16 protein-coding genes are annotated in these 18,709 nt (G+C 69.1%); all 16 read right to left on the bottom strand.

Features of this window, described 5'->3' with window-relative positions; all coding sequences use genetic code 11:
• Nucleotides 1-126: 126 nt before the first annotated feature.
• On the bottom strand, nt 127-1,629 hold the full coding sequence (gene ftsZ, locus E2493_RS12180; RefSeq protein ID WP_135087142.1) for a cell division protein FtsZ: 1,503 nt from the start codon (nt 1,627-1,629) through the stop codon (nt 127-129).
• 130 nt (nt 1,630-1,759) lie between these two features.
• On the bottom strand, nt 1,760-3,028 hold the full coding sequence (gene ftsA, locus E2493_RS12175; RefSeq protein WP_135087140.1) for a cell division protein FtsA: 1,269 nt from the start codon (nt 3,026-3,028) through the stop codon (nt 1,760-1,762).
• On the bottom strand, nt 3,028-3,975 hold the full coding sequence (locus tag E2493_RS12170; RefSeq protein WP_135087138.1) for a cell division protein FtsQ/DivIB: 948 nt from the start codon (nt 3,973-3,975) through the stop codon (nt 3,028-3,030). Before E2493_RS12170 ends, ftsA begins: the two co-directional genes overlap by 1 nt.
• Nucleotides 3,972-4,922: a D-alanine--D-alanine ligase gene (locus tag E2493_RS12165; RefSeq protein ID WP_225421432.1), complete on the bottom strand. Its 951-nt coding sequence runs from the start codon at nt 4,920-4,922 to the stop codon at nt 3,972-3,974. The genes E2493_RS12170 and E2493_RS12165 overlap by 4 nt, the downstream gene beginning before the upstream one ends.
• A complete protein-coding gene (gene murB, locus E2493_RS12160) occupies nt 4,919-5,821 on the bottom strand; it encodes a UDP-N-acetylmuramate dehydrogenase (RefSeq protein WP_135087134.1) in 903 nt (300 codons plus the stop codon). The genes E2493_RS12165 and murB overlap by 4 nt, the downstream gene beginning before the upstream one ends.
• Nucleotides 5,818-7,230: a UDP-N-acetylmuramate--L-alanine ligase gene (gene murC / locus E2493_RS12155; protein WP_135087132.1), complete on the bottom strand. Its 1,413-nt coding sequence runs from the start codon at nt 7,228-7,230 to the stop codon at nt 5,818-5,820. The genes murB and murC overlap by 4 nt, the downstream gene beginning before the upstream one ends.
• Nucleotides 7,227-8,390 carry an undecaprenyldiphospho-muramoylpentapeptide beta-N-acetylglucosaminyltransferase gene (gene murG / locus E2493_RS12150; protein ID WP_135087130.1) on the bottom strand — a complete coding sequence of 388 codons (1,164 nt, stop codon included), beginning with the start codon at nt 8,388-8,390 and terminating at the stop codon, nt 7,227-7,229. The genes murC and murG overlap by 4 nt, the downstream gene beginning before the upstream one ends.
• Complete coding sequence (locus E2493_RS12145) at nt 8,387-9,586, bottom strand: FtsW/RodA/SpoVE family cell cycle protein (protein WP_135087128.1); 1,200 nt, start codon at nt 9,584-9,586, stop codon at nt 8,387-8,389. The genes murG and E2493_RS12145 overlap by 4 nt, the downstream gene beginning before the upstream one ends.
• Nucleotides 9,583-10,881, bottom strand: coding sequence for a UDP-N-acetylmuramoyl-L-alanine--D-glutamate ligase (murD, locus tag E2493_RS12140; RefSeq protein WP_135087126.1), 1,299 nt, complete (start codon nt 10,879-10,881; stop codon nt 9,583-9,585). Before murD ends, E2493_RS12145 begins: the two co-directional genes overlap by 4 nt.
• Nucleotides 10,878-11,948: a phospho-N-acetylmuramoyl-pentapeptide-transferase gene (mraY, locus tag E2493_RS12135; RefSeq protein WP_135087124.1), complete on the bottom strand. Its 1,071-nt coding sequence runs from the start codon at nt 11,946-11,948 to the stop codon at nt 10,878-10,880. The genes murD and mraY overlap by 4 nt, the downstream gene beginning before the upstream one ends.
• Nucleotides 11,948-13,330 (bottom strand): UDP-N-acetylmuramoyl-tripeptide--D-alanyl-D-alanine ligase, encoded by a 1,383-nt coding sequence (locus E2493_RS12130; protein ID WP_135087122.1) that lies wholly within the window; start codon nt 13,328-13,330, stop codon nt 11,948-11,950. The genes mraY and E2493_RS12130 overlap by 1 nt, the downstream gene beginning before the upstream one ends.
• Complete coding sequence (locus E2493_RS12125) at nt 13,327-14,742, bottom strand: UDP-N-acetylmuramoyl-L-alanyl-D-glutamate--2,6-diaminopimelate ligase (RefSeq protein WP_135087120.1); 1,416 nt, start codon at nt 14,740-14,742, stop codon at nt 13,327-13,329. The genes E2493_RS12130 and E2493_RS12125 overlap by 4 nt, the downstream gene beginning before the upstream one ends.
• On the bottom strand, nt 14,742-16,427 hold the full coding sequence (locus tag E2493_RS12120; protein ID WP_135087119.1) for a peptidoglycan D,D-transpeptidase FtsI family protein: 1,686 nt from the start codon (nt 16,425-16,427) through the stop codon (nt 14,742-14,744). The genes E2493_RS12125 and E2493_RS12120 overlap by 1 nt, the downstream gene beginning before the upstream one ends.
• Nucleotides 16,427-17,224, bottom strand: coding sequence for a hypothetical protein (locus E2493_RS12115; protein ID WP_135087117.1), 798 nt, complete (start codon nt 17,222-17,224; stop codon nt 16,427-16,429). Before E2493_RS12115 ends, E2493_RS12120 begins: the two co-directional genes overlap by 1 nt.
• Entirely contained in the window at nt 17,221-18,213 is a 993-nt protein-coding gene (rsmH, locus tag E2493_RS12110) for a 16S rRNA (cytosine(1402)-N(4))-methyltransferase RsmH (protein ID WP_135087115.1), read from the bottom strand. The genes E2493_RS12115 and rsmH overlap by 4 nt, the downstream gene beginning before the upstream one ends.
• Nucleotides 18,210-18,695 (bottom strand): division/cell wall cluster transcriptional repressor MraZ, encoded by a 486-nt coding sequence (locus E2493_RS12105; RefSeq protein ID WP_135087113.1) that lies wholly within the window; start codon nt 18,693-18,695, stop codon nt 18,210-18,212. Before E2493_RS12105 ends, rsmH begins: the two co-directional genes overlap by 4 nt.
• Between the last annotated feature and the right edge of the window lie 14 nt (nt 18,696-18,709).

The raw sequence follows: 18,709 nt of genomic DNA, 5'->3' as shown, positions 1-18,709 counted from the left end.
GCCCAGCCGGTCCGCGGAAACGATGAAGCGGGGGAACCTATTGATTTCATTGCAGTTCGGGCGCCGCGGAAGGCTCCGCGACGCCCGAAAAAGCACCGATTCTCCGTCGCTTAGACGGGAAGCGACTTATTGGTTGTTCTGACGCCCCAGGAAGCGGGGGATGTCGAGCGGGTCGCGACGGAGCCGCGGCGCCGGCTCTTCCTCGACCTGCGCCTTGTCGGCGCCACGGGCGATGTTGGACATCCGCTCGAACAGGGTGCCGCCGCCGGCGTTGCCGCGCGCCGGGCGCGGCGCGGCCGCAGGAGCCTCCTCGCCGGTGATCCAGCTGCGGGTACCGCCGGGAGCCCGGCTCTCGGGTCCGCTCGCGACATTCTCGTCGATGAAGCTCTCGCCCTCGTCCGGCGCAATCGCCGCACCGCTGTCGAGCAGCAGCTCGTCGTCGCCTTCGGGCGCTGGCGTGTCGAGGCTGAGCTCGTCGGCCGTTTCGGCGAGATCGAGCTCCGGAACCGACGCGGCCTGCGCCTCGCTCTCGGCAGCGGCGGCTTCCGCTGCCGGCGTCACCGGAAGCTCGGCCGCGGGCGCGCCGGCCTTGGCTTCGGACGAGCGGCCGGCGCCGGGGAAAGCGAAGACCTTGGCGGGCTGCGGCGGCGCCTGGGTGACGGCCTCCGCTTCGATGCCGGTCGCGACGACCGAGACGCGGATCTTGCCGTCGAGCTCGCTGTTGAACGCCGAACCCCAGATGATGTTGGCGTCCGGATCGACCAGTTCCTTGATGTGGCTGGCGGCCTCGTCGACCTCCATCAGGCGCATGTCCTCGCCGCCGGTAATCGAGATGATCACGCCGCGGGCGCCGCGCATCGACACGCCGTCGAGCAGCGGGTTGGCGATCGCCTTCTCGGCCGCCTCGATCGCGCGATTGTCGCCCGAAGCCTCGCCCGTGCCCATCATCGCCTTGCCCATTTCGCCCATCACCGAGCGGACGTCGGCGAAGTCGAGGTTGATCAGGCCCGGCATGACCATCAGGTCGGTGATGCCGCGGACGCCCTGCTGGAGCACCTCGTCGGCCATCGCGAACGCTTCCTTGAAGGTCGTGTTCGGATTGGCGATGCGGAACAGGTTCTGGTTCGGGATGACGATCAGCGTATCGACGTGCTGCTGGAGCTCGTTGATGCCGGCGTCGGCCGAGCGGCCGCGGCGATTGCCCTCGAAGCTGAACGGCTTGGTGACGACACCGACGGTCAGCACGCCCTTGTCGCGCGCCGCCTTGGCGATCACCGGCGCCGCGCCGGTGCCGGTGCCGCCGCCCATGCCGGCAGCGATGAAGCACATGTGGGCGCCCTCGAGCGCCTCCTCGATCTCCTGGATCGCCTCTTCCGCGGCCGCCTTGCCGATCTCGGGACGCGAACCCGCGCCGAGACCTTGCGTGATACGAAGGCCGAGCTGGATGCGATGATCGGCCGGCGAAGCATTGAGCGCCTGCGCGTCCGTATTCGCGACGATGAAATCGACGCCCTGCACGTCGTTGGCGATCATGTTCGCGACAGCGTTACCGCCGGCGCCACCGACCCCGATCACAGAGATACGGGGCCGCAGTTCATCCACTTCGGGACGAATGAAGTCGATGCTCATTGGGTCAGTCCCCCTTTGCACGCGCCGCTTGGGCAAACACTGTTAACTCCTTTTGCACGAAGAGATTCCTCCGTGCGAGCGAAAACGTTAACGCGATTCGCTTTTTGTCGCGGATATCCGGCAGTGAGTCTCAAAAGCCACTCCTGAACGCCGTGATCAGCCGCTGAACGAGACTGCCGCTGTTCGATTTCTGGACATTCTGCTCCGGCGCCACCGCGGCGCGAAGATCGAGCTCGTCCGACGCGGCGAACTGGGCGAGGCCGACGAGCGTCGTGAAAGCGGGTCCGGAATGGGCTTCGGGAAGGCCACGCAGGTTCGGCCGGCCGATCCGCACGGCGCGGCCGAGCACGCCCTGGGCGTAATCGGCGATGCCCTTCAGCTCCGAGCCGCCGCCGGTCAGCACGACCTGGCGCCCGAAAGGCCCGCCGAAGCCGAGCTCCTTCAGCGCGCCGGCGACCTCGTTGGTAAGGTGCTCGAGCCGTGCGCGAATGACCGAATTGAGCTGGGCGCGGGTGATGCGGGAGGCTTCGGTGCCTTCCTCCGATCCGGCGATCGGCTTCAGCTCGATCATGTCGTGGTTGTCGCGCGGGCTGGTTGTCGCCGATCCGTAGAAGCACTTCATCCGCTCGGCTTCGACCCGGCGGGTGCCGAACGCGGCTGCGATGTCGTCGGTGATGTCCATCCCGCCGACCGCCAGCGACTTGAGCCCGACCAGCATTCCGCCGGCGAAGACCGAGACGTTGGTGACGCCGGCGCCGAGCTCGACCAGGGCAACGCCGAGCTCGCGCTCCTCCTCGCTGAGGCACGCCTTGCCTGCGGCAACCGGCGAGGCGACAATCGCCTGGACGCCGAGATGCGCCGAGCGCACGCACAGATCGAGATTGCGCACCGGCGAAGGCTCGGCGGCGATGACGTGGATGTCGACGCCGAGGCGATCGGAGTGGAGGCCGAGCGGCTTCTTCACGCCCTGCAGGCCGTCGAGCGTGTAGAGGGCGGGCAGCGCGTGAAGGATCATCCGCCCTTCGGCATCGATCGACTCCCGGCCGACGGCGAGCAATTGGTCGATGTCCTGCGGCTGGACGCGGCGGCCGCCGATCTGCAGCTCGACGCTGGCGACGGAGCTGACCAGTCCGCCGGCCGAGAAGCCGACGAACACGTCCTCGATGTTGGTGGCCGCAATCCGCTCGGCCTGTTCGACCGCTTCGCGGATCGCCACTTCCGTGCGCTCCATGTCGGCGATGAAGCCGCGGCGGACCCCCTGGCTCTGTCGCTGGCCGGTGCCGAGGATGCGCAGCTCGCCGGCCTCGCCGGGCTCGGCGATCAGCGCGGAGACCTTGGACGAGCCGACGTCGAGGGCGGTGACGAGCCTGCGGCCGGGCGTGGCGGTCGGACGCTTCATCAGATCGTCTGCGCCGGATCGATGCCGGGCGTGCCCGGGGTCTCGGCGGGCGCATCCTTGGGCGGGGTGTTCGGCGCGATCGAAGGCACGCTGCTGCCCGGCTCGTTCGAGACGCGGACGATGAACTTGCCCGGGATTCGCATGTCGAAGCGAACGAAGCCGCGGCCGAGAAGCTGGGTCGCCTGGTCCATCCGGGCGAAGGTGGCGAGGGCCTTGCGGGCCGCCGCCTCGCCCTCGGGCAGCGCCAGGATCTCGCCCGACTGGAAGCGGATGTCCCAGCGGCGGCCGCCGATCCACGACGCGCCCGCCATCATCGCCTGCAGCTTCGGGGCGGCGTCGACGAGACGGCCGAGCTCGGACGCGTGCACGTTCGCGGCAGGGCCGATGACGATCGGAAGGTCCGGCATCGCGTCCATCCGCACCGGCTCGAGCACCACGCCGTCCATGTCGATCAGCGCCAGGCGCTGGTTGTGCTGCCAGACGGCGGCCGGCTTGCGCTCGACGATGTCGACCACGAGCGTATCGGGGAAGCGGCGCGAGACGCGGGCCTCGCGCACCCAGCCGAAGCGCAGCAGGCGCTGGCGGGTCGCCTCGAGATCGATCAGCGGCATCGCCGCGGTCGGCTGGTCGAAGGCGATGTTATAGATCTGGAGCTGCGGGACCTTGCGGGCGCCCTTGATCTCGACCCGCTTCATCGAAAACCCGGCCTCGCCGATCGCCTCGCCGAGACCGGTCCCGATCATCTGAGGGACGCGGAAGGCGGCGAGAAGGGCGATGGCGAGCGCCGCCAGCATCCCGATCAGGACGAACCAGCTCACCCGACGCACGGCCTCGGGCAGCTGCGAGGCTTCCGCCGCGCCCTTGCGGCCGCGGCCGCCGCGGGCCGGCGCCTTGTTCTTCGGGCGGGGGCGTGGCGCGGCGGCGCCGCGCGCGATCTTCGCGCTCATCCGGCCGCTCCTTTGGCCTTGGTCTCGCGCAGCGCCTCGTCGACGATCCGCTGGACGAGCTCGGGATAGGACATGCCGCGATACTTGCCCTGCTCAGGAACCAGGCTCAGCGGAGTCATGCCGGGCTGGGTATTCACCTCGAGCAGATAGAGGCCTTCGACGCCCTGCTCGTCGTCCCAGCGGAAATCGGAGCGCGAGCAGCCCTTGCAGCCAAGCAGGCGATGCGCTTCGAGCGCCATCTCCAGGGCGGCGTCGCGAACCGCATCGGGGATGTCCGCCGGGCAGACATGCTCGGTGAGCCCGTCAGTGTATTTCGCGTCGAAATCATAAAAGCCCGATTTCGGACGAAGCTCGGTGACGGCGAGCGCTTCCTCCCCCAGCACGGCGACGGTTAGCTCGCGGCCGCGGATGAACGGCTCGGCAAGCAGCCGGTCGAACTCGGTCCAGGGCCCGGGCGTTCCGCGAGAGATCGGCTGGCCGTAGTTGCCGCCGTCGGTGACGATCGCCACGCCGACCGAGGAGCCCTCGTTGACCGGCTTCACCACATAGGGCCGCGGCATCGGATCGCGCTCGAACAGGCTCTCGCTCTCGACGATCTCGCCGCCCGGCATGCGGATGCCGTGCGGGACGAGCTGCCGCTTGGTCAGCTCCTTGTCGATCGCGATCACCGAGGTGACCAGGCCGCTGTGGGTGTAGGTCAGGCCCATGAGGTCCATCAGGCCCTGAATGGTGCCGTCTTCGCCGGGCGTGCCGTGGAGCGCGTTGAAGACCACGTCCGGCTTCGCCTCGGAAAGACGCTCGGCGACGTCGCGGCCCATGTCGATGCGCGTGACACGATGGCCGAGGCTCTCGAGCGCATCGGCCACGCCGGCACCGCTCATCAGGGACACCGGACGCTCCGCGGACCAGCCGCCCATCAGGACGGCGACATGCAGCTTCTGCGTCACTTTTCTACCCCCACGCGCTGGATTTCCCATTCCAAGGTCACACCCGAGTGCGCAAGCACGCGGCGGCGCACCTCCTCACCCAGGGCCTCGATCTCGGCGGCGCTCGCCTTGCCCAGATTGAGGAGGAAATTACAATGCTTTTCAGAAACTTGAGCGTCTCCCACGGTGAGGCCGCGGCAGCCCGCCTCGTCGATCAGCTTCCACGCCTTGGTGCCCGGCGGGTTCTTGAACGTGGAGCCGCCGGTGCGCGAGCGGAGCGGCTGGCTCGCCTCCCGCTCCTCGGCGATGCGATCCATCTCGCGGGCGATCGCCTCGGGCGCATCGGCATGGCCGCGGAAGATCGCGCCCACGACGACGCTGCCCTCGGGAAGCTCGCTGTGCCGATAGGTGTAGCCGAGGTCGTGCAGCGCGAGAGTCCTGCGCTCGCCCGACCGCAGGACGATTTCGCACTCCACCAATATGTCCTTGACCTCGCGGCCATAGGCGCCGCCGTTCATGCGGACGAAGCCGCCGACCGTGCCGGGACTCGAGCGCAGGAATTCCAGGCCGCCGATGCCCGCGTCACGGGCGGTCGAGGACACGAGGATGCCGCTGGCGCCGCCGCCGCAAAGCAGGGTGGTGGAATCGAGCCGCTCGACCCTGGCGAAGGGCTTGCCGAGGCGGACGACCACGCCCGGCACCCCGCCGTCGCGTACGATGAGGTTCGAGCCCAGGCCGAGACCCATCACCGGCACGTCCGCCGGGAGGTTTTCCAGGAAATCGGACAGATCGTCGACGTCCTTCGGCTCGAACAGCCATTGCGCGACGCCGCCGGCCTTGAACCAGACGAGCGGCGCCAGCGGCGCCTGCTCGGTCAGCCGGCCGCGGACCCGCGGCATCTCGAGCGCGGCCGCGCTCATTTGTTCAGCCTCGCCTGCTGGATGCCGTCGGCGAGTGCCGCCGCCCATTTGGTGATGTCGCCGGCGCCGAGGCAGATCACCATGTCGCCCCGCGCCGCGATGTCGCGCAGCTGGAGGGACAGATCGTCGAGATCGGCGACGGCCTTGACCGAGCGATGGCCACGCGACTTCAGGCCGTCGACGAGAGCATCCGCGTCGACGCCCTCGATCGGCTCCTCGCCGGCGGCGTAGACCGGGGCGACGTAGACGATGTCGGCATCGTTGAACGCGCCCTGGAACTCTTCCATCAGATTCTGGAGGCGGGTGTAGCGATGCGGCTGGACGACGGCGATCACCCTGCCCTGCGCACCTTCGCGGGCGGCGGCGAGCACCGCGCGGATTTCGACCGGATGGTGGCCGTAATCGTCGATGATGGTCGCGCCCTGGACTTCGCCCACCTTGGTGAAGCGGCGCTTCACGCCATTGAACTTGGACAGACCGCGCGCGATCGTCTCGTCCGGGATGCCGAGCTCGGCGGCGACGCCGATCGCGGCGAGGGCGTTCAGCACGTTGTGACGGCCCGGCATCGGCAGCTCGATGTCGCGAATGACGCGCACCTGGCCGGCACGATCGCGGATCGAGACGTCGAACAGATTGCCGCCAGGGATCGGACGGACGTTCTCCCCGCGGATGTCCGCGACCGCGGCGAAGCCGTAAGGGACGACCCGGCGATCGCGAAGCCGCGGCATGATCGTCTGCACTTCCGGGTGATCGACGCAGAGCATGGCGGCGCCGTAAAAGGGAACGTTCTCGACGAACTCGACGAAGGCGTCCTTCACCTTCTCGAAGCTGCCGTAGTGATCGAGATGCTCGGGATCGATATTGGTAACGACGGCGATCGTCCCGTCGAGGCGCAGGAAGCTGCCGTCGCTCTCGTCCGCCTCGACCACCATCCAGTCCGATTTGCCGAGCCGCGCATTCGAACCGTAGGCGTTGATGATGCCGCCGTTGATCACGGTCGGATCGATGCCGCCGGCGTCGAGCAGGGTCGCGACCATCGAGGTCGTCGTCGTCTTGCCGTGCGTCCCGGCCACGGCGACCGTGGACTTGAGGCGCATCAGCTCGGCCAGCATTTCGGCGCGGCGGACGACCGGGATGCGGCGCTCGTAGGCGCAGACCAGCTCCGGATTGTCCTTGCGGATTGCGGTCGAGACCACGACCACGGCGGCGTCGCCGAGATTGTCGGCGTGATGACCGATCTTCACCTCGATGCCGGCCTTGCGCAGGCCGTCGACGACATAGCCGCCGGCGACGTCGGAGCCCTGCACCTTGTAGCCGAGGATGTGCATCACCTCGGCGATGCCGGACATGCCGATGCCGCCGATGCCGACAAAGTGGATCGTCCCGATGTCGGTGCCGACACCCTTCATGCGAAGGCTCCGCTGGCGGCGGGGCTGAGCACGTTGTTGCGCGCCGGCAGCGGATCGGAGCCGAGATCCCGGCCGGTCCGCTCGACCAGATCGGCGAGGTCGCGCGCGGCGTTCGGCCGTCCGACGGCGCGGGCGCGGGCGGCGGCATTGGCGAGCGCCTCCGGCTCGAGGCCCAGCTTCTGCATCTGCTTGGCGAGCTCCACCGCGGTGAAGTTGCGCTGCGCGATCATCCGCGCACCGCCGGCCTTCGCCATCTCGCGGGCGTTGGCGGTCTGGTGATCGTCGGTCGCGCTCGGCAGCGGGACCAGGATCGCGGGCCGGCCCGCGGCGGTGAGCTCCGCGATCGTCGAGGCGCCGGCGCGGGCGATGACGAGATGCGACCAGGCCAGCTTGTCCGACATGTCGGTGATGTAGGTGGCGAGATCGGCCGGAATGCCGAGGCTCGCATAGCGGCCGCGAACCTCCTCGATATCCTCGGCGCGGCACTGCTGGGTGACCTGCAGCCGGCGGCGGAAGTGCTCCGGCAGCATGCCGAGCCCGTCGGGCACGACGCGGCTGAGCACGGTTGCGCCCTGGCTGCCGCCGGTGACCAGCACGCGGAAGATGCCGTCCTCGCCCAGGGCCGGATAAGGCTGCTCGCGCAGCGCCAGGACCTCGTCGCGGACCGGGTTGCCGACGAGATGGGTCTTCTCGCGATGCGCCTTGGCGAGCCGATCGATCTGATCATAGGCGGTCGCGATCGCATCGACCTTGCCGGCAACGAGACGATTGACCCGGCCGAGCACCGCATTCTGCTCGTGCACCAGCGTGGGAATCCGGTCGCGCTGCGCCGCCATCAGCGCCGGCAGCGCCGGATAGCCGCCGAAGCCGATCACGGCCGACGGACGGAAGGTCTCGTAGAGGCGGAGCGCCATGGCGCGGCCGAGGAAGATCTTGCGCAGCGCCTTGAGCCAGCCGATCGGGCCGCCGCTCAGCCGGCCGGCGGGAAGGACATGGACCTGGACGCCGTCGAACAGGCCGGGGATGCGCGCGCCGCGATCGTCGGTGACCAGGGCGACGCGATGGCCGCGCCGCATCAGCTCCTCGGCCAAAGCATGCGCCGGGATCATGTGTCCGCCGGTACCGCCGGCGGCGAGGACATAATGGCGCGACTGGGTCATCGACCGCTCCATTTCACGACATAAGGGGAGCGGTGCAGATAGGGATTTCTGCGGGTGAAGGCGAGCAGCAGGCCCATGCCGATCGAGAGGGCGACCATCGACGAGCCGCCGTAGCTGATGAACGGGAGCGTCATGCCCTTGGACGGGGCGAGCTGGACGTTGACCGCCATGTTGATCAGCGCCTGCAGGCCGAACTGGGTGACGAGGCCGGCGGCCGCCAGGACGACGAACTGGTCCTCCTCGTGCAGCAGGCGGATCATCACGCGGGCGACGATGACGAGATAGATGATCGCGATCGCCAGGCAGGCGATGATCCCGAATTCCTCGCCGATGACGGAGAAGATATAGTCGGTGTGCGGCTCGGGGAGCTGGAACTTGCGCATCCCGGCCCCGGGGCCGGCGCCGAACAGGCCGCCGGCGGTGAGCGTGCGCAGCGCGCTGTCGGTCTGATAGGTGTCGTGCTCCGCCCCCGAGAACAGGAAGGCGTCGATGCGGACCGTCGCCACGTCGTAAAAGAAATAGGCGAGCACGATGCCGACGAGGCCGGCGAGGCCGAGGAAGACGAGGAAGCGCAGCGGCGCGCCCGAAAGCGTCAGCAGCAGCACCCAGGCGGAGACGAAGATGATCGTCTCACCGAAATTCGGCTGCTGCATGAGCAGCATTGCAATCAGCGCGGTGACGATGCCGGAGAGCGGCAGGACCGGCAGGCTTGCGTCCTGGTTCTTGAGCGACAGCAGCCAGGCGATCGAGACGATGTAGAGCGGCTTCAGGAACTCGGACGGCTGGAACTGGGCGAAGCCCATGCCGATCCAGCGGCGGGCGCCGTTCACCTCGGCGCCGATGATCGGTACGAGGAACAGGAGCATGGTGAAAAAGCCGGCGCCGATCAGGCACAGCCGCCGCGCCTTGGCGCGCGGCAGCATCGACACGCCGACCATCACCGGCAGCGCGACCATGATCCACATCAGCTGGCGGTAGAAATAATGAAGCGGTGCGAAGCTGACGCTGCCGCCGGAATAGCGCTGGCCCGCGGCCGGTGAGGCCGCTGCGACGGCGACCAGGCCGATCGCGATCAGTACGGCGACGAAGAAAAGGAGGACGCGGTCGATCTCCCAGAACCAGCGCCCGACCGCGCTGCGGTCCGACCGGCCGAGGCGGTTTGCCGTCCTGTCCTTGAGGTGCCCCATCACGCTCATGCCAAAGCCTCCACGAGCGCGCGGAAGGCGTCGCCCCGCGCCTCATAATCCCTGAACTGATCGAACGACGCGCAGGCCGGCGAGAGCAGGACGACTTCGCCCGGCTCCGCCCGCTCCGCCGCGTTCGCCACCGCGGTCTCTAGCGTCCCGCTGTTTTCAACAACCTTTCCTTTTGCGGACAACAGGTTGGCGAACAGCGGACCGGCCTCGCCGATCGTATAGGCGGCGCGCACATGATCGAGATAGGGCGCGCAGGCGTCGAGATCGTCGGATTTGCGCAGCCCGCCCAGGATCCAGTGCACCGCAGGGTAAGCGGCGAGCGCCGGCGCGGTCGAGGTCGGGTTGGTCGCCTTGCTGTCGTTGACGAACAGCACGCCCGCACGCTCGGCGACGCGCTCCATGCGGTGCGGCAGGCCGGGATAGGTCTCCAGCGCACCGGCGATGTCGGCGTCGGCAATGCCGAGCTCGCGCGCGGCCGCGACGGCGGCGGCGACATTCTGGGCGTTGTGCGGCCCCTGGAGCGATGGCCAGCGCGACTGGTTCTTCACGTCCTGCGAGGAAACGAGGATCCGGCGACCCTCGATCTGCCCTGCGATGGCCCGCGTATAATCGTCCTCGGCGGCGATGATCGCCGGGCGCTCGGGCGACTGCATGGCGAACAGCCGCGCCTTGGACGCGGCATAATCGTCCATCCCGTCGTAGCGATCGAGATGATCCGGTGAGACGTTGAGCAGCACCGCGACGTCGCAATCGAGGCCGAGGGTGAGATCGATCTGGTAGGAGGAGAGCTCGAGCACATAGACGCCCGGGCCGGCGTCGTTCGGCTGGAGCGGATCCTGGCCGAGGATCGGCAGGCCGATATTCCCGCCCAGTGCGGCGGGGAGGCCGGCGCTGCGCACGACGTGGTGGATCAGCGCCGTCGTCGTCGACTTGCCGTTGGTGCCGGTGATTCCGACGACCTTGTGCGGCGGCAGGTCGGCGCGGGCGCGGGCGAACAATTCGATGTCGCCGATCAACGGCACCGAGGCGCGGCGGCTGCGCTCGGCGATCGGATGGCGGTTGATCGGAACGCCGGGCGAGACGACGATGCCGGAATAGCCGTAGAGCGCGGTGACCAGCGGATCGGCGATCCTGAGGTTCGGGTGCGCCGGGAGCGCCGCGCGCGCTTCCGGCTTTTCGTCCCACGCCATCACCTGCGCGCCGCTGGCGAGCAGGGCGTCGACGGTCGCGCGGCCCGAGCGCGCCAGGCCGAGCACCGCAAACGACTTCCCGGCGAAGGCGGCGCTGACGATCATCTCAGCTTCAGGGTGGAGAGGCCGGCGAGCGCGAGGACGAAGCTGATGATCCAGAAGCGGATGACGACGGTCGGCTCGGACCAGCCCATCTGCTCGAAATGGTGGTGGATCGGCGCCATCTTGAACACGCGCTTGCCGGTGCGCTTGTAGAAGAAGACCTGGATGATCACGCTCATCGCCTCGACCACGAACAGGCCGCCGATGATGCCGAGGACGATCTCGTGCCGGGTCGCGACCGCGATCGCACCGAGCGCGCCGCCGAGCGCGAGACTGCCGGTATCGCCCATGAACACGGCCGCCGGCGGCGCATTGAACCAGAGGAAGGCGAGGCCCGCACCGACCATCGCCGAGCACAGGATGGTCAGCTCGCCGGCGCCGAACACGTGCGGCACGCCCAGATAGCTGGCGAAGATCGCGTTGCCGACCAGGTAGGAGATGACGAGGAAGGCGAGGCTGGCGATGATCACCGGCATGGTCGCGAGCCCGTCGAGGCCGTCGGTGAGGTTCACCGCATTTCCGAACGCGACCACGACGAACGAGGCGAACAGGATGTAGAACGGCCCGAGATAGATGACCGGGCCGCTGTAGAAGGGAATGTAGAGCTCGGTGCCGGCGCCCCAGCAGATGATCGTCGTGCCGATGCCGGCGACGACGAACTCGGCGAGCAGGCGGACGCGGGCCGAAACGCCCTTGTGGCTGCGCTTGGTGACCTTGTCGTAATCGTCGAGGAAGCCGATCAGCCCGAAGCCGACGGTGATGAACAGACACGCCCAGAGGTAGCGGTTCGAGAAGTTCATCCACAGCAGCATCGCCACGGTGAGCGAGGTGAGGATCATCAGCCCGCCCATGGTCGGCGTGCCGCGCTTGGCGAGATGCGCCTGCGGGCCATCGGCGCGGATCGGCTGCCCCTTGCCCTGCCGCACGCGCAGCCAGCCGATGAACTTCGGCCCGAGGATCAGCCCGAGGACGAGGGCGGTGGCGGTCGCGGCGCCGGCGCGGAAGGTGATGTAGCGGACGAGGTTGAGAAGCCCCGGGAAGCCCAGCTGTTCGGCAATCCAGTAGAACATCAGCGTTTCCCGCTCGCCAGCACCTCTACGAGGCGGGCAAGTCCGATCGAATTGGATCCCTTGACGAGTATCGCGTCGCCCGATCCGATCTCGTCACGGACGAGGCCTATCGCCGAAGCGGTATCCGGCACATGCGCCATTTTAACCTTTTGGCCAAGGGCTTTCGCCAGCGGCGCCATCTCTTCGCCGACCAGGATTGCGTAATCGACCCGGGCCGCCTCGATCGGGCCGGCCAGCTCGGCGTGGAAATCCTCCGAAGAGACGCCGAGCTCGCGCATTGCCCCGAGCACGGCGATGCGCCGCCCGGCGACCGGCTGCGCTCCGAACGTCTTCAGCGTCGCGGCCATCGAGGCCGGATTGGCATTGTAGCTCTCGTCGATCAGCAGCGCTTCGCCCTCGCCCGCGGCGATGCGGTGGCGCTCGCCCCGGCCCTTCAGGCCAGGCATGTCGGCGAGCGCGAGACCTGCGGCCGCGAGATCGCCGCCGAGCGCCTCGACGGCGCCGAGCACGGCAAGGGCGTTCGAGACCCAATGCTCACCATGCTGCGAGATCGTGAAGGTGAGCTCCGCCTCCGGGAAAATCGCGGTGACGAGGGAGCCGCCGGACGGCGCGGCGACCACGTCGCGGGCGCGGATATCGGCGCCCTCGCCGCGGCCGAAGGTCAGGATCGTGGCTGCGTGCGGCCTCGCCGCGGCGATCAGCCGATCGCGATGCGGGCTGTCGAACGGCACGAGCGCGTTGCCGCCCTCCTGCAGGCCGCGAAAGATCTCGCCCTTGGCGTCGGCGATCTCCTCCTCCGACGCGAAGAACTCGCGGTGGGCCGGCGCGATCGCGGTGACGATGGCGACATGCGGGCGCACCAGCTGCGTGAGGTCGGCAAGCTCTCCGGCATGGTTCATGCCCATCTCGAACACGCCGAAGCGCGTGTCGCGCGGCATCCGGGCGAGCGACAGCGGCACGCCGGTGTGGTTGTTGTAGCTCTTCACCGACCGGTGCGCCTCGCCCGGCGCGGCGCGGTCGAGGGCGGCGTAGAGCGCCTCCTTGGTGCCGGTCTTGCCGACCGAGCCGGTCACGCCGCAGATCCGAGCGGTGCTGCGCGCACGCGATGCCCGCCCGAGATCGATCAGGGCCTGCATCGTATCGCCGACGAGGACGTGCGGCCGGTCGATCGGCTGCGAGACGATCGCGCCCGCGGCGCCGGCATCGAAGGCCTTGTCGAGGAAGCGGTGGCCGTCGGTCGCCTCGCCCTTCAGGGCGAGGAACAGGTCTCCCGGCCCGACCTCGCGCGAATCGAACGTCACGCCGGAGACAGCAAAGTCGCCGGCGGCGCGGCCACCGACGGCTTCGGCGATCTCGGACGAGGTCCACAGAGCGGCGGTCATGCGGCGCACTCCCTTGCGACCTGAACGTCGTCGAACGGAAGCACCTCGTCGCCGACGATCTGCCCCTGCTCATGCCCCTTGCCGGCGAGCAGGATGATGTCGTCGGGTCCCGCCTCCGCGATCGCGGCGGCGATCGCTTCGCGACGTCCGCCGACCTCCCGCGCGCCCGGGGCGCCGGCGAGAACGTCGCGGCGGATCGCGGCCGGATCCTCGCTGCGCGGATTGTCGTCGGTGACGATGACGAGATCGGCGAGCCGGGTTGCGGCCGCGCCCATTTCCGGGCGCTTGCCGACGTCGCGGTCGCCGCCGGCGCCGAAGACGATGATCAGCCTGCCGGCGGCATGCGGACGCAGCGCCTCGATCGCGGCCTCGATCGCGTCCGGGGTATGAGCGTAGTCGACGTAGACCGGGGCTCCGGCGCGGGTGATCACCGCGCGCTCGAGCCGGCCGCGAACCGGATGCACGCGTGCCAGGCTGGCGAGGATCTGCTCGAGTTCGCCGCCGGTGGCGAGAACCAGGCCGGCGGCGGTAAGCGCATTGGCGGCCTGGTAGGCGCCGATCAACGGCAGCTTCAGCTCGTGCCGCGCGCCTTCCGCCTCGATCACCAGCGTCTGGCCGAGCTGGGAGGGCGTGCGAGAGATCAGGCGGAGAGTCTCGCCGTTGCGCCCGACGGTGAGCAGCCGCAGCCCGCGCTCGCGGCAGCGCCGGATGACCTCTTCGGACTTGGGATCGTCCATCCACACCACCGCGGCGCCGTCCGGCTCCACCACCTCGGTGAACAGGCGCATCTTGGCCTCGAAATAGGCCTCCATCGTCTGATGGTAATCGAGGTGGTCGCGGCTGAGGTTGGTGAAGGCGGCGGCCCGGACCGGCAGCCCCTCGGTACGGTATTGCGCCAGGCCATGGCTCGACGCCTCGAACGCGGCATGGCTGACGCCCTCGCGGGCGAGCCCCGCCATGTTCGACAGGAAGGTGACGATATCGGGCGTGGTGAGGCCGGTCGTCACCTGATCCTCGGAGGTGGTAACGCCCAATGTGCCGATCGAGGCGGCGTGATGCCCCGCCATCCGCCAGAGCTGCCGGGTCAGCTCGACGTTCGAAGTCTTGCCGTTGGTGCCGGTGACCGCGACCACCGTCTCGGGGAAGGGCGCGAAGAAGCGCGCGGCGAGCCGGGCGAACTCGCGCCGCGGCTCCTCGCTGGCAACGTGGGCGGCACCTTCGACGCGGACGTCCGGCCGGGCGACGACGGCGACGGCACCCGCCTCGATCGCGCCGCTGACGAAATCCTCGCCGTTGAAGACGGTACCGCGGAATGCGCCGAACACGGTGCCGGGAGCGACCTTGCGATGGTCGATCGCGAAGCCGGTGACGCGGGCCTCGTCACCGCTTCCGATCAGCATTCCAAGACGCATCAATGCTCCTGCTTGGCGACCAGGGCCATCATGTCGGAAAGATCGATCTCACGGCTCTCGTCCGGGACGATGCCGAGAAGCGGTCCGGTGCGCGCGATCACCTTCGACACGACCGGCGCAGCCGTCCAGGCGGCGGTGGTGAAGCCGAACGTGTCTGCAGTGGCTTTCGGGGCATCCAGCATCGCGATGACGACATAACGCGGATTGTCCATCGGGAAGGCCGCCGCAAACGTCGAGACGTTCACTTTTCGCGAATAGCCGCCGGCGGCCGAGACCTTTTCGGCCGTCCCGGTCTTGCCGCCGACGCGGAAGCCTGCCGCGTCTCCCTTGCGACCGGTGCCGGCGACGACGACCATGCGCAGCAGCTTGCGCATCTTGAGGCTGGTCTCTTCCGAGTAGACCCTGCGGCCTGCACTTGGTTTCGACACCTTCAGCAACGTCGCCGGACGCCAGATGCCGCCGTTGACCAGCGCCGCATAGGCGCTGGCGAGGTGAAGCGGCGAGACGGCGATGCCGTGGCCGAAGCCGCTGGTGAGGACGGTGGCCCGGCTCCACTCGCGCGGGAAGAGCGGGCGCGCCTTCTCCAGCTCGACATAGGCCGGCTCGTGGAAGCCGAGCGCGCGGAACGCCGCCTGCATGCGCTCTGCCCCCATCTGGTCGGCGATCTGCGCCGTGACGATGTTCGACGAATGGACCAGCGTCTCGACGATGTTGGCGCTGCCCGGGATCGGATGATCGTCCTTGATCCGGAAGCGGCCGATCTGCACCGGCGCGTTCGACGGGTAGCGCTGGGAGACGGACTTGATCACGCCGGCGTCGAGCGCGGCGGCGACGGTGATCGGCTTGAAGGTCGAGCCGAGCTCGTACACGCCCATCGTCGCGCGGTTGAACAAGGCGTTGGGATCGGACTTGCCGGCCGCGTTCGGGTTGAACGTCGGCATCGAGGCCATGGCGACCAGCTCGCCGGTGCGCACGTCGAGGACGATGCCGGTGCCGCCTTCGGCGCTGTGCTTGGCCACCGCGGCGCCGAGCTCCGCCTCCATCGCGGCCTGCACCCGGCTGTCGATCGCCAGCCCGACGGGCTGCCCGCGCAGGGCCGGATCGGACAGCCGGCTCTCCAGCACCTTTTCCATGCCGGTGACGCCGTGGCCGTCGAAGTCGGTCCAGCCGAGGACGTGGCCGGCCAGCGCCGTCTGGGGATAGAGGCGCTCGGGCTCGCGGTCGAAGACGATCGCCGGCTCCCCCAGCGCGTTCACCGCCGAGACGAGCTCGGGCACGGCACGACGGCTGAGATAAAGGAAAGTCCGGCCCGAGGTCAGCATCGCCTTGTACTGGTCGGCGCTCTTCTCCGGCATCAGCTCGGCGAGCTTGGCGGCGAGCTCCGACGGATTGCTGATCATCCGGTCGGGGTGGACGCCGATCGACCAGGCATCGATCGTCCGGGCAAGCGGAACGCCGTTACGGTCGACGATGTCGGCCCGCGGCGGGATCAGCGGGTTGGACAGCTCGGCGGCGCCGGAGCGGTCGGTGAACACCTGCAGGAAGAGCAGGCGGCCGACGATCATCAGCGTCACGCCGGCGAAGACGAGCATGACGAGCATCAGGCGCTGATAGGTCAGCGCCAGGGCCTGCGGCCGGTTGGGAGCGCCTCCGAACCTGGCGGCGTCTGCTGCAAGCGTGGCCATCAGTTGCCGCCGCTCCCCTGGCCCTTGCGGGCGGCGGAGTTGATCTCGGCAACGAGCTTGCCGTCCAGACGCGAGGTGCGCGGCTTCGCGGCCGGGGCCTTGGCGACGATCTTCGGCTCGCTGCGCGCGGCCGGCTTGGCGTCCGGACGCGCAGCCGCCTTGGTATCGGCAGCCGGCTTCACGGCGTCGCGGGCCGCAGCAAGCTTGGCAGGACCGGCCGCCTCGCCCTTGGCGGTCGCGACCGGCTTGGCACTCGTGGCGACGGCCTTGACGGACGCGGGCTGCGGCGCGGCAGGCTTGCGCTCGACCGGCTTGGCGGCGGCCACCATCTGCCGAAGGCCCACCGTGGGGGTGAAGCTGGCGCGCTGAACGGTCGGGGCCGCCGTGACCGGCGCCGCGGCCACGGCGCGCACGATTGCGGGCTTCAGCGGCGCTGTCGGCGCCGGCTCGCCGGTGTGCATCGCGGCCATGCGGACGTCGGCGGCGCGCTCGCCCAGAGTCGGATCGCGCCGCTCGAAGCGGGCGAGCTTCACGCCGTCGCTGAGATACTGGGCCGACGACGGCGCGGCGAGCGCCAGCACTTCGGCGTTCCACTGCTCGAGCTGCGACAGACGGCCGCGCGTGCCGAGCTCCGTCTGAAGCGAGCGGATCTCACGCTTGGCGGCGATGATCTGCCGCTCGACCTTGACCAGCTCGGCCCGCTCGGTCGCGACCTGCAGGGAGACCATGTAGCAGGACAGGGCGGCGCCACCGACGGTCGCCACCCAGATCACCGACTTGAAACCCTGTACGATCATTCGAACACACCTTCATTGCCGGTAGCCGGCGAATTCTTCTTGCTGCTCCACGCCGGAGCGGCGGTCCGGCGCGCGACCCGGAGAGTCGCCGAGCGCGCCCGCGGATTGGCGGCGGTCTCCGCCTCGCCGGCGCGGGCCGGCTTGGCGACGGCCTCGAAGCTCGGCGCCGGCCCTGACGCGGCCTGCTGCGGCAGATGCCGCGACCCTGCGGGGGTGGCGCCGCTCCGCTCCTTGAGGAAGCGCTTCACCAGGCGATCCTCGAGGCTGTGGAAGGTGACGACGGCCAGACGCCCTCCCGGCCGCAGGACCTGCTCGGCCGCCTCGAGCCCGTCCTCGAGCTCTCTCAACTCTTCGTTAAGATAGATGCGAATCGCCTGGAACGTGCGAGTCGCGGGATCTTTCTTCATTCCCGCGTGCCAGCCGAGCGCCTTGCGGACGACGGCGGCAAGCTCCCCGGTGCGGGCGAGCGGGCGGGCGGCGACGATGGCGCGAGCGATGCGCCGCGACTTCGGCTCCTCGCCGAAATGATAGAGGACGTCGGCGATCTCCTCCTCGGACGCACGGTTGAGGAAGTCGGCGGCGCTCTCCCCTTCCTGCGACATGCGCATGTCGAGCGGCCCGTCGGCCTGGAAGGAAAAGCCGCGCTCGGCGCGATCGAGCTGCATCGAGGAGACGCCGATGTCGAGCGTCACGCCATCGACCTGCTCCACGTCGCGGGCGGCAAGCGCCTGACGCATCCGGGAAAAACGCTCCGGCACCAGCGTCAGGCGCCCCCCGCAAGCGGCCGCCACCTTTTCGCCTTCACGGATCGCGTCGGGATCGCGATCGAAGGCGAACACACGGGCAGCCCCTTTCTCGAGGATGGCACGGGTATAGCCGCCGGCCCCGAAGGTGCCGTCGACATGGGTCTCGCCGGGTGCGATGGCGAGACCGGCGATCACCTCGTCGAGGAGAACCGGGACGTGCGGGGCGGCAGTCTCCGGGCTCACAGGGCGATCCCCTTCTCTTCCAGGCGCCAGGCGGCGATGTCGCGAAGATCCGCATCGCCCTGCTCCAGAGCGACTCGCGGGTTCCAGATCTCGACGGTGCCGCCGACGCCGACGAACAGGGCGAGATCCTCGATGCCGCCCTTGCGGCGCATCATCGGGGGCAGGATGATGCGGCCGCTGGTGTCGTAGGGCACGTCCTCGGTCATGCCGAAGGTGCGACGGGCGCGCGCATAATGATCCTGGATCGTGCCGCCGCGCTCCTCTTCGGCGAGCCGGCGACGCTCCATCTCGCGATAGAGGTTGCGCGCATAGTTGCGGCCGTAGGCGGTGAGGCAGGGCGAGATCTCGTGGGCGCCGATGACGATCGCACGCGCTTCGGAGCCGCGCTCGATCACCGAGCGGACGAAGGCGGGAACGGAAAGACGCCCCTTGGCATCCACCGCGTTGAGCGCGCTTCCCTGAAAGAAGTCGTCGATCTCCACGCCTTTTGCGCCCC

Source organism: Sphingomonas parva (ex Maeng et al. 2020) (genome assembly GCF_004564275.1).
GTDB lineage: Bacteria > Pseudomonadota > Alphaproteobacteria > Sphingomonadales > Sphingomonadaceae > Allosphingosinicella > Allosphingosinicella parva.
This window is presented reverse-complemented; position numbering and strand designations above follow the sequence as displayed.